The 16392-nt window shown below is 47.9% G+C and carries 14 protein-coding genes and 2 tRNA genes; 2 read left to right on the top strand and 14 right to left on the bottom strand.

Going from position 1 to position 16392, the window contains the following annotated elements; genetic code table 11:
- Positions 1-95 precede the first annotated feature (95 nt).
- On the top strand, positions 96-761 hold the full coding sequence (gene lipB / locus ACMJ0U_RS06725; RefSeq protein ID WP_417129057.1) for a lipoyl(octanoyl) transferase LipB: 666 nt from the start codon (positions 96-98) through the stop codon (positions 759-761).
- A gap of 29 nt (positions 762-790) precedes the next feature.
- On the opposite strand, the gene ACMJ0U_RS06720 is transcribed toward lipB, so the two are convergent.
- Positions 791-1477, bottom strand: coding sequence for an SGNH/GDSL hydrolase family protein (locus ACMJ0U_RS06720; protein WP_417129055.1), 687 nt, complete (start codon positions 1475-1477; stop codon positions 791-793).
- A gap of 197 nt (positions 1478-1674) precedes the next feature.
- Here ACMJ0U_RS06720 and ACMJ0U_RS06715 point away from each other — a divergent pair, with 197 nt between their 5' ends.
- Positions 1675-2238, top strand: a complete 564-nt coding sequence (locus ACMJ0U_RS06715) for a sugar O-acetyltransferase (RefSeq protein ID WP_417129053.1) — start codon at positions 1675-1677, stop codon at positions 2236-2238.
- Positions 2239-2452: 214 nt separating this feature from the next.
- On the opposite strand, the gene ACMJ0U_RS06710 is transcribed toward ACMJ0U_RS06715, so the two are convergent.
- The 13 genes from ACMJ0U_RS06710 to ACMJ0U_RS06650 form a co-directional block, all read right to left on the bottom strand.
- The gene (locus ACMJ0U_RS06710) at positions 2453-3004 is read right to left on the bottom strand and encodes a PepSY-associated TM helix domain-containing protein (RefSeq protein ID WP_417129051.1); all 552 of its coding nucleotides are present in this window, start codon (positions 3002-3004) and stop codon (positions 2453-2455) included.
- A complete protein-coding gene (locus ACMJ0U_RS06705; RefSeq protein WP_417129050.1) occupies positions 2988-3533 on the bottom strand; it encodes a hypothetical protein in 546 nt (181 codons plus the stop codon). Before ACMJ0U_RS06705 ends, ACMJ0U_RS06710 begins: the two co-directional genes overlap by 17 nt.
- 18 nt (positions 3534-3551) lie before the next feature.
- Complete coding sequence (locus tag ACMJ0U_RS06700; RefSeq protein ID WP_417129048.1) at positions 3552-4793, bottom strand: DUF4857 domain-containing protein; 1242 nt, start codon at positions 4791-4793, stop codon at positions 3552-3554.
- A 12-nt stretch (positions 4794-4805) separates the two neighbouring features.
- A complete protein-coding gene (locus tag ACMJ0U_RS06695) occupies positions 4806-5480 on the bottom strand; it encodes a hypothetical protein (protein WP_417129046.1) in 675 nt (224 codons plus the stop codon).
- Between the two features lie 4 nt (positions 5481-5484).
- Positions 5485-6366, bottom strand: coding sequence for an ABC transporter ATP-binding protein (locus tag ACMJ0U_RS06690; protein WP_417129044.1), 882 nt, complete (start codon positions 6364-6366; stop codon positions 5485-5487).
- Positions 6367-6391: 25 nt separating this feature from the next.
- Positions 6392-7996, bottom strand: a complete 1605-nt coding sequence (locus ACMJ0U_RS06685; protein ID WP_417129043.1) for a DUF6850 family outer membrane beta-barrel protein — start codon at positions 7994-7996, stop codon at positions 6392-6394.
- Between the two features lie 2 nt (positions 7997-7998).
- The gene (locus tag ACMJ0U_RS06680) at positions 7999-9318 is read right to left on the bottom strand and encodes a DUF4876 domain-containing protein (RefSeq protein ID WP_417129042.1); all 1320 of its coding nucleotides are present in this window, start codon (positions 9316-9318) and stop codon (positions 7999-8001) included.
- A 12-nt stretch (positions 9319-9330) separates the two neighbouring features.
- The gene (locus ACMJ0U_RS06675) at positions 9331-12267 is read right to left on the bottom strand and encodes a TonB-dependent receptor (protein ID WP_417129041.1); all 2937 of its coding nucleotides are present in this window, start codon (positions 12265-12267) and stop codon (positions 9331-9333) included.
- 206 nt (positions 12268-12473) lie between these two features.
- Positions 12474-14792, bottom strand: coding sequence for a TonB-dependent receptor (locus ACMJ0U_RS06670; protein WP_417129039.1), 2319 nt, complete (start codon positions 14790-14792; stop codon positions 12474-12476).
- Between the two features lie 78 nt (positions 14793-14870).
- The gene (locus tag ACMJ0U_RS06665) at positions 14871-15227 is read right to left on the bottom strand and encodes a hypothetical protein (RefSeq protein WP_337560607.1); all 357 of its coding nucleotides are present in this window, start codon (positions 15225-15227) and stop codon (positions 14871-14873) included.
- Between the two features lie 177 nt (positions 15228-15404).
- Positions 15405-15477: transfer RNA gene (locus tag ACMJ0U_RS06660), tRNA-Lys, on the bottom strand.
- Positions 15478-15511: 34 nt separating this feature from the next.
- A tRNA-Lys gene (locus ACMJ0U_RS06655) sits at positions 15512-15584 on the bottom strand.
- Between the two features lie 189 nt (positions 15585-15773).
- Positions 15774-16392 (bottom strand): porin family protein (locus ACMJ0U_RS06650; RefSeq protein WP_417129038.1); only part of this gene is annotated, 619 nt, incomplete at its 5' end.

The raw sequence follows: 16392 nt of genomic DNA, 5'->3' as shown, positions 1-16392 counted from the left end.
TTGCGATGTAAAAAGGAATTCTTTTTGTAAATCTTTGCCATTCACACCAAAAAATTTTTTCTTTGCAAAATGTAACCTTTTAAGAATTGAATGCCATGATTACAATAGAAAACTGGGGACTCATCTCTTATTCTGAGGCTTGGGAACGACAAACTGCTCTCTTCGATGAACTCATTGATGCCAAGCTGAACGGAAAACCTTATACCAACCGGATTATTTTCTGCCAGCATCCGCATGTCTACACCTTGGGCAAGCACGGAAAAGCAGCCAATATGCTGTTGAACCCCACACAGTTACAGACCATTCATGCCGAACTGTTTCAGGTGGACAGGGGAGGAGACATTACCTATCACGGACCGGGACAATGGGTGTGTTATCCGATTCTGAACCTGGAAGATTTTCACTTGGGTTTGAAGGAATACCTGTACCTGTTAGAGGAAGCGGTGATCCGTGTGTGCCGGACCTACGGCATAGAAACCGACAGAGTGCACGGAGCTACTGGTGTCTGGCTGGCTACGGGTACGCCCGAAGAACGTAAAATCTGTGCCATGGGGGTAAGAAGCAGCCATTTCGTTACGATGCACGGTCTTGCCCTGAATGTCAATACAGATTTAAGGTATTTCAGTTACATTCATCCCTGTGGGTTTATAGACAAGGGAGTCACTTCACTACAGGCTGAGTTACGGCAAGAAGTCCCGATGGATGAAGTGAGAGACCGGCTGGAGCAACTGATTCTGGAATTATTAAAAGAAACGGCCTGACATATCCGTCAAGCCGTTTTCTTTTCCCCTTATTGCCGACCGGCAAAATAAGCTTTTATCTGTTCGTTGATTTGCTGCATACCTTTTATGGAAGGATGTCCTCCCTGCTTGTCGATTCCTTTCAGTTCGATGCAGGGCACGTGATAGTGTGCGCAGATGGTCTTTACAGACTCATTGATTTCCGGCTTCAGGTCGCAGTTCAACAGAAAATAAATCTCCACGTTGGGATAGCGGTACAGCATGTGCTCCAGCATATACGCCATGGCCGGACGGAAGCTGTACAAATCTTTTTTCGTCCAGTTTTCATACTGGTATTCACCGATGGGAGCCCCGGCCCAGCTGTCATTCGTTGCTCCAAAAATAAAAATGAGGTCCGGGCACCCCAGGTTGTTCATTCGTGTCACAAACGAGCGGTCGGAAAAATCAGCCTTCCGGTAACCCGTGTGACAGATGGTTGCACCCGAGAAAGAATTGTTTACACACAGACGGTATCCGCTTTCCTTAATAAACTTATACCACCAGGTCTGGTTCACGGAGCGGACATCGTTGTTTTTCCGCGGCTGCTGAAAGTACCACACGGCATTGGTATCAGGCTGAAGGTAATTCTCGAAAGTGGAGTACGAATCTCCTAAAATAGAAACAGCTTTCCGGGTCTGCGCAAATCCCGCGGTGCAGGCCAAAAGGAAGGAGAGCAGCAGTGCATACGTTTTCTTCATGATGTGTCATTTAAAGTTTCTACAAATGTACGCGATAAAAAACAAAACAAACAGAAAAAAGTGATACAAAAATGGGGCATTTTGTCGGTATACAAGTAATTGGGGTATGATTATCCGTAATATGTATATCGTGTTTTCCGAAAAATCAGGATATTTTTGTAAAATAAAAATTGTATAACCCTTTCAAAACATAGCACATGGAACTAAATGATTTTTTGGCTCACGTAGCCATGCGGAAACCGCTTGACACACCTGAAATCATGGAATTGCTAAACCGCATGAGTGACGAAGCCCGCCGCATCACATTCGAACTGAACGGCTCGTATCACACCATGGATGAAATCCGGGCACTGATGTCCCGGCTTTTCGGCCGGCCGGTAGACGACACTTTCCGGGTATTTCCTCCTTTTTATACGGATTTCGGAAAAAATATCCATGTAGGAAAAGATGTGTTTATCAATGCCTGCTGCCATTTCCAGGACCAGGGTGGAGTAACACTGGGCGACGGTTGCCTGATTGGACACAACGTGGTTTTCGCCACACTTAATCACGACATGAATCCGGAAAATCGCGCGGCCATGACACCGGCTCCCATCGTACTGGGAAAACGCGTATGGGTAGGCTCTAACAGCACCATTCTGCAGGGAGTCACCATTGGCGACAATGCCATCATCGCAGCCGGAGCCGTCGTAACGAAAGACGTGCCGGCCAATACCGTAGTGGGAGGTGTACCGGCCAAATTCATACGAAACATAGAATAATCCGCTTTCTTGATAGAGTGATGTAAAAAGGCAAAGAAGATAATTTGTAATCCTTTTTCCACCTTTTATGTTTCTCCAGGCCGGGCCTTATGTTTTCCTTGTGTAATCCTTTGGGTTCTGCACTCAGAAACATAAGGTTCACGGTGCAAAGACATAAAGAACCGCCTGCCTCTTTCACTAAAGAGACGGGCGGTTCTTATCATATCTATTAAGTTCAGGCGGCCAGCCAGATGTATCCCAGCGGAATCAGAATGCCCAACAAAAGCAACCATTTTCCGCGTCCTGTCAGTCCGTTTTTTCCCTTGACCATGAACAATCCGGAAACGGCAAAGAATACCAGCGAAACAGCGAAAAAGTCGCCCATGAGGTTCCATCCCTGAATACGGTTGTAATGCAACCGGTTGAACCAGTACACCACCGGACGCTTTTCGTGTACTTCATAATCAACACAACCGCTGACAACGTCATACACACCCACACCACCTTCCAGCATCAGGCGATGATGACTTTCATCAATAGACAGCACCCGCTTTACAGGAGGCAAATCTTCCTGTCGGTTCCATGCCGCAAGGAGTTCTTCGGCCTGCATGCCTTTCTCCAGTTGAACGGCCGCTTCCGTAGTACGGAAAGCCGGATCCTTACCATTCATGTGGTTCAGCAGGATGCCCGATACGGCATAAATCAGGCAGACTCCTGCCATCAGGTAGCCCAGGTCACGGTGCAGCACACGGAGCCAGTAGGAGAGACTCTTATTCCGCCACTTCATATTCCGTGCCGTCTACGTAGTAAATGGAATAATAGTCCTTGTTGTGGGCTTTCATCCATTCACGCATGCTCTGAATGTTGTTCATCTCCGCATCGCAGGTTTCGCCGTTGCTTTCTGCTTTTCCCTGCTTTTCCTTCAGTTCTTCTTCAGCCTGGTCAATGTATTCCTTGGTCAGGCGGTTTTCACGAAGAATCCCCTTGATGATGACCTCTGAACCAATCAGTTCCCGGTTGAATCCGCCGATATTGCCTTTTGCTTCCACACGTACGGAAGTCTTCTGGTCTTTTCCCATCACAAAGCAACGGCGTCCGGAATGCTTGCAGGTATGCGTGATGAATCCTTTCAGCATCACCTCCTTATCTACATTCTTTTCTGCATCTTTCAGAATGTCTTCCACATATTTTGCCTCATTGACCGACAGAGCGGCAGTAGGCTGTTCCTGAGAGGTCTCTGATTTTTTGTTATTGTTCACACACGAAGTAGCCGTCAGCAGACAGGCCGCAGCTACGATAAAAAACAGTTTTTTCATTTTCAATTGAGTTTATAGTTATTCATATTTATTCCAAGGAAGAAATAACAGTGCTACTATCCCGGATAAGCCGGCAGCCCACACGCATACCGCCATCAGTATCCGTCTGCACAAAGATACCTTGTTTCTACACAAAAAGAAAACCAGGAGGGCCAAAAAGAAACTGACAGCCAGTCCTTTTAAAGAAAGGCTTCCTGCATAGAGACTCACAAAGGAACTCGTTTCGGAAGAGGGCGAGAAACGGAACGGGAACAGCCATCCCGACAACTCATCCCACAAGACACGCTTCCGGTCCTGATGATAGGAAGAGAGCGACTGAAGTGTCACAGCATCCAGTCCGTAGCAGTCCATTCCTTCCGCATCCGATACGCGTACGGTCCAGTAAAGCAAGTTGCCCAGAATGCTGATTTCGTCTTTCGTGAGGTCTACCGGACGGATGTCGAACGGAAGGAAGCGATAACCGCCTTCGTCCGTGCTTTCCAGTAAGCCCATTTCACCCTTCTCGCCAAACAGATAGCCATAGAAGCGCTTGTCGCTCGTCTCACTCATGACAAACCATTTGATTTCCAGCTGTGAACCGATACCCGTATCTTTTACGAAAGGCCGTCCGTTCACCATTTTCAGGTGGAAGAGGGCTCCTTTGCTGTCCAGACAGAAATAGCCTTCTTCATAGGGCTTTCTCACCGTAGGATTTCCCCAATAAGCTTTTACCGGAAAACTGAAGCCTTTCTTGATGAGTTCTTTGGTAAAGGTTTCACTCTTCTGCCGATTTACCGAATTGGACTGCGCATCGACAAAAGTCAGCTCCCGATCCATCCGGAAATAGTCGCCTGGGAGTGAGAGGTTTCCCCGTTTGGGCATGGCTTCCAGCAACACTCCCATAGCGGGTTGCGGAGAGAACACATCTACCGGGCGAAAACGGAACATCACCTGTTTGCTCCGCAGGATTTTCACGTCGATGGCCTGTCCCTCCAGCGAATCGGGCAACTGGCCTTCCATGGCCAGCTGGCGGTAGTTCAGCAACGGGAGCAGTGAATCGTATTGCGCGCGAGGGTATTCGTTGCCATGAATATCATAAAATGAATTCTTATGTTCTCGGAAGTCAATCACGCAAAGTTCCTTCAACCGGGCACTGTAATACATCAGCGGATAGCTGTGCGAATCGTCGGTCATTTTCTGCACCAGGGCAGGCACCGTCCAGGAAGCCAGCAGGGTGACAGATACCAGAATGATTGAAAAAAGGAGAGATTTGTATTTCATTGTTCATTGTTTTTATTGTACACCATACTTGAAGCGGATGCAGGACGAGAAAGGAAAGATGAAAGAAGCTGCCAGTATCCAGCAGATTCCTGCTCCGAACTGTGAATAGGCTCCGGGATAGGAGGAAACAAACAGCATGGACAGCAGTCCTACTGATACCACAATGCAAAGCATCCGCTGTTTCCACTGAGGCTCAATACAAACCCACGCAGTGAAGCCATAGCCTGCCACTGCTGCCACCATCCATGGAAGCAACTGCTGGAGCATCATTCCTACAATTTCGGAAGGCAGAAACAGGCGAGTCACAGCCGCCAGGACCAGTGAAAGCAGCAGACAAAGCAACAAAATGACACTGAAACCATACCACAGCATGGAAGCCATAATCTGAGTTTCTCCTGCCGGCAGATGGAGTGTCAGCTTCAGGCGTTTCTGCGTCATCTCGGGCACATACTGCACGGCTCCCAGTGCAATCCCGGCCAGTGGCAGCAGGTACATCATCCACGGGACAACCGATGTGCCCTGAAAAAGACAGCCATACCACACATTGACCGCTTCGTTCAAGCGGATTTCGTGGGTAAGGTCAATATAGGTATAGCCCACGGCCGCTGCCATCAGCAACAGCATCACCCCAATCAGGCGGCGGGTTTTCATCCATTCTTTATAAGACAAGGCTCTGAATAAATTCATGACATTAATATTTACCTGTTAAACCAATAAATGCATCTTCCAGCGAAAGGGTCTCTGCTGTAATTTCCGTGACACCCATCGCCTTCAAGCGTTGTTCGACTTCGGACTTTGGCAGAAAAGAATATACTTCCCATTTATCGCCCAGTGCGGAGGGGTGCCAGAAGTCTTCATCGGCCTCCAGCTTAAATGTATCTCCCGGACGGGTGAAACGGTACCGCTTGAAATGGTGCATGATTTCCTTTACCGGCTTATGCAACAGCAAGCGGCCATAGTCCATAATCATGCAGTCATCTATCAGCAGTTCCATGTCTTGAATGATGTGCGACGTAAGAAAGACCGTCTTGTTTTCTGCCGACGCATATTCCCGAAGATATTCCACAAACAGACGGCGATAGCCCGGGTCCAGTCCCATGGAAAAATCATCCAGAACCAGCAGTTCCGGGTCCTGGGCAAACAGCAGTCCCAACGCCACCTGCGAACGCTGCCCGCACGACATGGTAGAGAGCTTCTGCGAAGGAAGTACCTGCAACTTTTTCAGCAGTTCATAATAGGCTTCTTTCTTCCATTTCGGGAAGAAGGCCGAATAAAATTTCTCTATCTGCGAAACCGTGAAGTAGGCATGCTGCACATGTCCTTCCAGCAACAGCCCCACCTTCGATTTTGTATGCGGAGAGAGGTGTTCCATCTCTTCACCAAACAGCCTGCACACGCCCGAACGGGGTTTCAGGTAACCGTTGAGGATGTTGATGATGGTGGTCTTTCCGGTACCGTTCTTTCCCAACAGGCCCAGTACTTTTCCCTGCTCCACATCGAAACTGAGATTTTCGTAAATCAAGCGGTTTCCGTAATAATGCGTAATATTTTCACACTCTATTATTTTACTCATTGTAGCACGATTAAATGATTAGTTCTTAAAATTTTACCCCTACCTTGATGACGGGTTGCACGAAATCCTTTCCTGCCATTGTAGTTGTAAAAGCCCTGGCATACGTCACCTCACCCCGGACATAACCGGACAGGGCAGGAGTAATTTCTCTTTCATATCCCACTGCCGCATGCGGCACCAGCCGGACAGCCGTCTGGTAATCGTATTCTTGCACCAGTAAGTCTGCTCTTTCTGCCGGACGTCGCTGTTCCTCCGATACACTGGCATATTGTCCGTCTTCCTTCACACAGCCCCATCCGCCTTGCAAGCCCAGTCCGGCGGAAGCAGTCCATACCTGCCGGCCTTTATACCAATTTCTGGCACCCAGAAGTCCCAGTCCCGTGACATGCAGATTCTGCTTCCGGAAAAACGGATATTGCGATGCCGTCACAGAGCGGGAACGATAATCCAGCCGGATTTCGGCCGACCAGTCCGAACGGCCTTCTTTTCTTCCGGAAAGAAGCTGATACGCCAGCCAGGCACGTAGCTGATCCCTGCTCATCACTTCATTGCTACCGTAATACACTATCTGCGATATGCCCAGTCCGTCGGTACTTTCCTTGTAAGAGTTTTCCCTGTTCTCCAGCGATTTCAATGCGATACCCAGTTCCATCGCCTGAAAAAGTCGGGACTGTTGCCAAGTCAGTTTCGAACGGTAACCCACCTCACTCCCTGTATGAGTAGAGTAGGTGATGGAAGTCGAAGAACCGCTACCAAAGCGTCCGGAAGTCTTTCGGATGAATACCTCCTGAAACCAGTGCAGGTCTCCGCGATGATACTGTCCCTGAAAGGCTACTTCATGCGTTTGAGTAAACAAGGGTGTCGTGTTCGAAGTATAGCCACTTTCACCAAACACCTCACTGCGTCCGTAGAAACCTCCAAAACTGATGAGGGAAGTATACTGGCGGTCGGTCGTTCCATAGATTCCGAAGCCTACCGTTTCCACGTTGCGCAAATACCCGTAAGAAAGTCCGACCTGCCATCCGGAAAAAAGTTCATACGAGAAACCCGTCGACAAATGCAGGTTCATCAGGGAATTCTGATGCCGCAAGTCCTTGAACTTGGCATAGTTTTCCGTACGGTATTCCAGTTGCCCTCCCCATGAAAGGCGAGGCGTGAGGAGATAGCCCGCTTCTCCTCTGAGCATGTACCATTCATGCCGTTTCGTGCCGGCTCCCGAGCCGTCTATCTCCACAATGTCAAAAGGCGTTTCTTCCGGATGCAGAAAAGCCGAACCCGACATGTGCTTGCCTTTTTCCGTGCCGTATGCCATGGCACCTCCTAATACCAGCCGCGAGTTCAGCCGCCAGTAAGATTCGGTGGAAACCGAGCCGCCCAGCCGGCTGTCCGACTGATAATAATTCACCAGTTTCCCGCTTCCGTAACTGCCTTCCGCCTGAAGATAGGAGATACGTCCGCACTCCATCCCCGACAGAAAAGAAGGATTGCTTCCGGCAGAAGCCGCATACCTCAGCAAGGTTTCCTGAAAATCCGTCCGAAGAGGGGAGGAGGCCCCTGTGGGGAGATTTCCCCAGGACCTGCCTCCTGCCACAAGTACCAGAAAAAAGCAAGCGATACGATAATGCTTCATGTTTAGTTTCTCAAAGAAGATTTGCTCCGCTGATGGAAGTCAGCTGTCGAATTGTTTGTATCCTGAAAAATAATTCTGGCTCCGTTTTTCAAGGATGCCTCGGCATCTATTCCGCTGGCATCGGTTGAATTTCCTACACCGAGCGAATAGTTATAGACCAGCTTTCCTTCATTCTCCGCAAGTGCTTCCGTAGCCTCTTTATCCACGTTGCGATACAAGGTATATCCCATGCCACGGGTAAGTTCCACATAGCCTGCATCCACCGAGGGAAGAAGGCGCTTCTGGTTGCCGTCGGCTCCCTGAACAAATACTTCGATACCGTCTACCACCCACTCTGCCGGCACTTTCTTACGCGGCTGGCTGGCACTTCCTCCATAAAGGTTGGTGGTGGATGCATCGTCTACAAAAGCCTGTAGGGTGGTACCTTCCGGACGGAACACAAAGAATGCCGGTCCGAACTGGCTGACAGGCCATGCATTACCCAAACCGTATTTGTAAGCCTTCAAGTAATGGTCTGTAGAAATAAGTTCGGAAGGCGACGGATAATATTTGGCATTGTTGAAGTCCTCAATGTCATACAAGCAGTAATAAGTACTGTTGGCCAGATTCACGGACTGAGAATAGGTCTGTGTGTGGTCGATGGCGCCATTCAGTGCAATCACCAGTTCTTTTCCGGCTTCCAGCTGTACCTGCTTGTCGAAATACCAGACAGCCGTTCCGGCCGGTATCCACCCTTCTGCCGCATAAAAAAGTTCACCGTTCACGTAGTCCTTATTCGAAGCATGAGGATTGTAAGGGTTCACCATACCCAGTGCAAAGTCGCTGATGTCGAGTGTTTCCGAAGAATTGTTATACAGCACGACGTACTGGTCCATGGCAAACGTACCCGAACCATCGTCTTTCGGACAGCCTCCTACATACAGTTCCTTAATCAGTACGGAACCTCCTGAAGACATTTCCAGTTTGATGGTAGCTTCTACCGTTTCCTGAGTCACATTGACCGATGTATTCAGTCCATTGAAAAGATACACTTTGGCATCAGCCACCCGTTTGTCAGAAGCCGAAGCTTCATAGATACCTTGCGGCACTTCAAAAACAGCCACTCCTTCCGCATTGGTCGACTGGCTGAAGGTGGTACTGCCCGACGTGTTCTTCAGGGTTACGCTGACTCCCTCCATAGGTTCAAATCCGCTTCCTTCGGGATACACCAGCCGAATGCTTACACTGCTCACCTGATAGCCGCCATTTTCTTTTTCTTTGCACGCGCTGAAAGCCAATATCAGGATTAAGGCGCAGCACGCAAATAACATCTTTTTCATCATACTCATACGTGTTTATAATTTTAATTTAAATGATATGCCATAGTTAAAGGGAGTGACCAGCGAAGAAGCAAACAGACTTCCCTCATTCCCCGTCTGCCAGTTCTTTATCTTCTGCATGCTGTAGAAGAAATTATTGGCAAAGAATGATACCGTCAGGTACTTCCCGATTTCTTTCGACACGTTCAGGTTGGCCGAGAAATAGGGGGAATATCCCTGCTTCCTGAACATATAGCCGGTGGTGCTTTTTACCACCAGTTTACAGAGTTCATTATACAACTCCTTGTCATGTTCGGCAGCCCACAGGAACTTTTCCATGAACGGTATACGGGTTTCCATATCTTCTCTCGATACATAATACAGCGGATACGTAGCCACGTAACTGGCTCCGTTATAAATATCCGTCTGGGTGGACGAGGGAAGATAATCACTCTGCAAGTCGAGCACATGGCTCCGGGTTCCACCGCTGTACTCACTCAAGTTCTGCCGCGTGTTCAGCAGAGTACCTTCAAACCGCAGAGAGAAAATCATTCTGATTTTCGGCACGTGCGTCACCAGCGTCAGGTTGGTATTCAGCCGCTGCGTCGTGAATCCGTTATAGTTGCCGTTGCCACCCACATAATAACCGATGTATTTATAAGGCTGCCCGTCCGTATCGGTCAGGCTGCTGGTAGACGGTACCACCACTTCATCAATCCCTCTGTAGCGGTAATACTTTCCGTCTATGCGGATGGAAGTATTGATTGCTTTTATCCGGTCGAAATCAAGCACCCATTCCAGTCCCATTCGTGAAGAGGAAGAACCGTTCACATTCATGACAGCCGACTGGAAATCATGAATCTCCTTATAAGCGAGCGTCTGAGAGGGGAGTATCCCGTTTTTGTCGGACACGGTCACGACTCCTGTCGTACGGTCGATGCTATACACCCTGTCGGCCGAAGGTATCAGGCAATTATTGAGCGCACTCTGGCCGGTCAGCTTATAATCAAACGGAGTATAGATACGCGTACTTGCATAAGGCTTTGACAGGGTGTTATAGAAGAACGACAACGAAATCCGTACCCCCTTCAGACGAATGTCCATACCTGCTTCCCGCATAAGGCTGTACTGCCATTGCAACTCCGGATTATAGACAGGAAGTACGGGATGGGTGTGATAAGCATAGTAGGTCGTTCCGTCGGCCATCGCTCCAGGCGCAAAAGTCAGGCGGTCTACATACGTTTCCCGGGGATACAGCATCTCGAACGAAGGAAGTTTCACCGCCTTTCCCCATCCGGCACGAAGGGTCGCTCCCCGGAAGAACCCATATCCTTTTTCGCCAAATGAATACTTGGCACTGAAACGGGGAGACAGACTGGATACGGTGCCATACACTGTGCCCGGGATGAAAGTCATGTCACTTCGGAGTCCTCCTTTAAGCAGCAGCTGCGAATGACGGAAAGGCAGGGTTATCTCTTCTTCTGCATACGCAGCCAGATTGTGCATGAAAGGCAACTCATCGTAACGGTATTCCCTCCAGGTAGGAGCTACCGACATGTCTTCATAATACGTTCCCTTACCCAGGTTGCCTTCTCCTTTCATATCTGCTCCTGCCAGCAGGTTGCTGGTTATGCTCCCGATTTTATGGCTCCAGCGCGCTTTCAGGTAGGCAGTGTAATTTATGGGACGGCTGTCGTTGAATGACGTCACGTACCAGTAGCCAGTGGGCAACAATATAATAGGTGAGGAGGGATTTTCTTCATATTTGGCAGCCACAAAATATCCTTCTTCGATAGTATGCAGTGCAGGCTGGACGGACGAAGCCGACTGGTTTTTCTTTTCTTCCACCCGGTTGTCGGCGTACGAGAAGGTCACCCCTCCACGCAAATTAGATAACCAGGGCGCATTCGGCATATAGTTAAACGAAAGACTGCTCCACAACGCGTTGTCCCGGCTCTTGGTATAAGTCTCCTTGAACGCATCCGGATCGGCCTCGGTATTATTGCCTCCCACATTACCGTTCAGGCTGAAATCGACAGACAAAGTTTTTCCGGTCTTTGTATGCAGGCTGTTAGAGTATCTCACGCCAAAGGCATTGCGAATATACGATGTGTAGGGCGATGCAATGTCGGACACAGAGCGAACCCGTTCATAGGACAGGTTCAGCACACCTGCTTTTTTTCCCAGTTCCACCCCTTTGCTTACGGCATACGACTGGGTGGTAGGACGCACTGCCACATCGACAATCAGCGGACTTTTCCCTTTACGTGTCACGATTTTTACCACTCCGTTGGTCAGGTCGCCATATTCTACAGAAGGTACACCTGTGATGACTTCAATCCGTTCCACATTGCTGTTGCCAATGTTACGGGTATCCGTTCCGGAAGTAGAAGCGGCCGTCGCATTGCCCGACAGGCGCACCCCGTCCATCTCAACTACGGTTCCAAAATCAGGATTCCCCATTTCAGTGCTTTCTCCTCTCAACGTAATTACCTGAGCAGAAGAAGTCAGTCCCTTGAACTTACTGGTCTGTTCTCCGGGCAAAAGACTTAACGCATCAGACACGCTGACACTCTGCAAATGGTCCAGTGCCGTACGCCCCAGCGTATACGCCGTAGCAGCATCTGTGGTTTTCCTTTCTGCTGTAACAGTCACCTCGTTCAGGGCTAAAGTCTGCTCGGAAAGATACACCACGATGTTTTTCTCATCCTTCCTTACATCCAGCTGTAACTTATATTCAGAATAGCCCAGACAACGCACCAGTACCTCATGCTTTCCTTCTGCCAGATGCTGAATGACGAACTTTCCTTGCGAATCGGTCATGGTACCGATACCGCTTCCTTCAATCCACAAAGTCGCAAATTCTACAGGCACCTTCGACTTGGCATCGAGCACGGTTCCAGTTATCTTATACGACTGCCCCCAGACAACCAGACTGGTACTTGCGAAAAAGGCTAAAACAATTGTTTTCATATCCTGATAATTTCAGGCACAAAGGTATCCTTATTGACAAACCATGTCAATCACCATATTTAGGTAATACGGCATCTGCTTCTCATCATATTTAGGTATGCCATAAAAAAACGGACTGATTTAATCACTGCTGAAACCAGCAATCCAAATCAGTCCGATAGTCAAGAGATGATATGTGAGATAGAAAGGTATCCCACACATGCATGTTAATAGCTCAGTTTTAAGCCGGCAAAAATCGAACGCGGCATACCCGGGCCATAAATATAACCGGAGTCACGACCTGCTCCCCTGTCAAAATCATTCTGATAGGAATTGAAGAGGTTTTGCACTCCTGCATTGAGCTGCAAGTCTATGCTTTTATAGAGTTTGAAATCATAGCTGGCCTTCAAACCGATGTCCATGAAACGACGGGTGGTTTCCGTACGGTTTTCGCCAATATACCCCGCCCGGTGTTCCACCAGCATACTGCCGGTATAGGTACCCGAAAGAGCCAGCGTGAATGCACGTACAGGATTATACGTCATCGTGAAATACCCATACGTGTCTGGCGTACGAAACATCCGCTTTTCAAGAGGCACACCGGTATCTCCTTCACTCCAGGAACGTGCCTCCTTATATTCAGCTCTTTGGAGTGTAAAGCCGGCTTGCAATTGCCACACGTTTCGCCACGCCAGTTTTCCTTCGAGCGTGCAGCCATATACGAATGCTCCTTTTTCGTTGCCGCGTTCATTGATAATCACACCGTTTTTATCTTTCCCTATTTCGGTGAGAGCAAACACATCTGAAATGTCAGTATAAAATCCCTCTACCAGCAAATTTCCTTGCCAGTCTCCCCAACTATGGTACAAGTCGGCCGACAGGCTGACACTCTGCGATTTTTCTTCTTTCAAGTTCTCTGCCAGACGGATTATTGACACCGTACCGCCTACGTTCTCCACGTGCAGGTCCTCATCAAAAGCCTGTGGCGCACGGAATCCGAATGAATAGCTGGCACGCAGATTGATGTTTTCCGCAGGATTGAAACGCAGGTTGGCACGAGGACTGAAAACCGGTTTTTTCAATAAACTATGCTTGTCCAGCCGCCCTCCGACAAGCAGGCTCCACTGTTTGTTTTTCCACTCATTTTGAGCGAATGCGCTCAATGTACGTACATTCTGGTCGACGAACCGTTCACGCCCCCACAAATGGTCTTTCAAATGGTCCTGGTTGTATTCTGCTCCCGCGGTAAAAGTGGCCGGCATAAAAAGGCAGCGGTCAAAATTATACGTGTACTGTGTTCCGGCCACCCACGTCATGTCGGTGGTATTTCCATACGACTTCAGCTTTTCCTCGAGGTTCTCTCCTCCGCCGTAATAACTGTCACGGTTTACATGCTGTGCCGATGCGTACACTCCCAGACGATGTTTCTCGTCGGGTGAAAACAGGTCAAACTTCAAGCCTCCGGTATTGATGCTGTGCGTCAGTTGTTCGGCAATCAGGGCCTCATGAGCCGGACGTTTCAACTGGTCACCTCCGCGGCGAAATTCTTGTAAGTGATGATACTCTATTGTCAGCTTGGAGTAATCTCCCGTTTTAATGTACGAGCGTAATCCCACGGTCTGGCTTTTCAGTTGAGGAAGTTCGGTAAACCCGTCGCCGTCGTGGTCATAACCGGCACGCTCACGGTTTTGTCCGAAGACAGCCACCCCCAGCTTTTGATTGTCGGTTACCAGTGAAGCATTCATCGTCGTATTATTCTCGAATGCAGAAGCATCACCAATCCCCGTCAGTGTATGTGAAAACTGCGCCGAATTACGAATCGGTTCTTTGGTGATGATATTGATGGTTCCGGCAATGGCTGAAGAGCCGAACAAGGCCGACCCTCCACCGCGCATCACTTCCACCCGGTCTATCATATTAGCCGGAATCTGTTCCAGTCCGTACACTCCGGCCAGCGCACTGAACACAGGTCTGGAATCAATCAGAATCTGGGTGTAAGGTCCGTCCAGTCCGTTGATACGTACTTGCTGGAAACCGCAGTTCTGGCAATTGTTTTCCACGCGTACGCCAGGTTGAAAGTTCAGTCCCTGAGCCAGACAGGTAGAATTTGTATTCTCGAAGGTTTTCATGGAAACCACATTGACAAGGGTAGGAGCCATGCGTCTGCTTGTTTCATTCCGATTGGCCGAAACCACCACACCATCCAGCGACACCATGTCTTCCTCTATCTCGAAATTCAGTTCCAGTGTCTTCCCTTTCTTCAACTGCACCGTGCGGCTGACAGCTTTATAGCCTACAGAAGTCACCTCCAGCGTGAAAGTCCCTTCAGGCAGGTTTTTCAAGAAATAATGTCCCGTATCGTCAGTAGTAGTACCGATGGTAGTTCCTTTCAAGGCCACCGTCACGTATGACAGATGTTCACGGGAGTATTTGTCGACCACATGTCCGATGATATTGGCATCCGTATCATCCAAATTAGAAGCAATAACCTGCAAGGGGAACAATATCATGATTGCACCCCACAAAAAGAGATAAAAATATTTCATCTTGTAGTTTGTTCTTAGTATGTAAATAAAAAAATCAGGATGCATGGCTTGTTCTTACAAGGCATGCATTTGTCTCGCCTAAAACTTACAAACTAAAAACGAGGGAGGACCGCGTGAACAGACGTCCCGCATCGGGCGGGCAGGAAGGCCACACGTACAAACCGACAAAATAAGCGCCAATGGTATCAGCCACAAAGGAATATTCAGGTCAGTGGCTGTATCGCCTGTAGTCTGAAGAGCAGAAAGGAAAAAAATGGTTTCAAACTGCCCTTTCGTATGAGTGTGCTCAGAACTAAAAGGGTGCGAATGTACAATTACCACCCCGTTCACCACATGTGAGTGTGTGAACAAAGTGATGCCGCACCAATAAAGCACGAACAACAAAAGCAGTAAGAAACCCGCTTTTCTATGTTTTGCTGCGTGGGTTTTGTACATAATTCGCTATAGTTCTTGTGTCTATTGTTTATCCGGGTAAATATACAAAGTCTATATAATTCCGGCAATACCTAATTCTTAGTAAAAAAAGGAGGAGGGGGATTTTAAATAAAAAAAGGTTCCGAAAACGTCACATTTTCAGAACCTCCATTGTCTTGTTTTGCCTCACGGCTTCGGTACACCCTCAGGGATTCGAACCCTGGACCCACTGATTAAGAGTCAGTTGCTCTACCAACTGAGCTAAGAGTGCATCCACTATAATTGTCAAACTTTCCGAAATTTTGTACACCCTCAGGGATTCGAACCCTGGACCCACTGATTAAGAGTCAGTTGCTCTACCAACTGAGCTAAGAGTGCATCACTATTTTCATTTGCGAGTGCAAAGGTACATTTTTTACGTGAAACAGCCAAACGTTTTTAGGGTTTATTTTACATTATTTTTTCAATTCGTTTCTGAATGGCTGGTTATTAGTCACATAAAAAAGACCGGCACGGAAATTTCCATGCCAGTCTCCAGGTTTATGAATATGAGATTTATTTCTCAAATTAGAAGCGGTAACCTACGCCGATAGAGAAGGTCATGTTCTTGTAATCTGCGCCATCATCATAATTATTTGGACTGATAAATCCATTCTGACCTGTCAAGTTAACCAAATAATGATCACCTATTTCAAGGCCAATACCATACTGGATACCTAAATCAAAACGTTTACATTCTGCATCCTCTCCATCTTCTCCTTTAAATAGCTTGTAATCATACTCACCATATTTTGCTTTACCACCCAATCCAAAAGCTAAATATGGACCCGCATTGATTACAAACTTAGTATTGTCACTAATATTAAACTTGTAAGCAGCTAAAATAGGAATATCCAAATAAATAGGACGAGCTGTAAATTTTTCACCATCTTCTTTAATCTTATAACCCTTAGAAGAAATCATCAATCCAGACTGCAATGACCAGTTTTCACTGAAGCCATAATCCATACCTACTCCTAACTGGAAACCCGGTAATGCTTTAGTGTTATCCACTTTAGTCACATTACTGAAGTTCATGCCTACACGTGCATCCCATTTTACCTGAGAAAAACCAGCCAATGCAAACATTCCTAATACAGCGGTCATTAAAAACTTTTTCATAATTCTCTTTTTTTTTAGTTTTAGG

This window comes from Phocaeicola sp. (assembly GCF_048170425.1).
Classification (GTDB): Bacteria; Bacteroidota; Bacteroidia; order Bacteroidales; family Bacteroidaceae; genus Phocaeicola.
The sequence above is the reverse complement of the archived record's forward strand: the minus strand, read 5'-3'. Positions and strand labels throughout refer to the sequence as shown.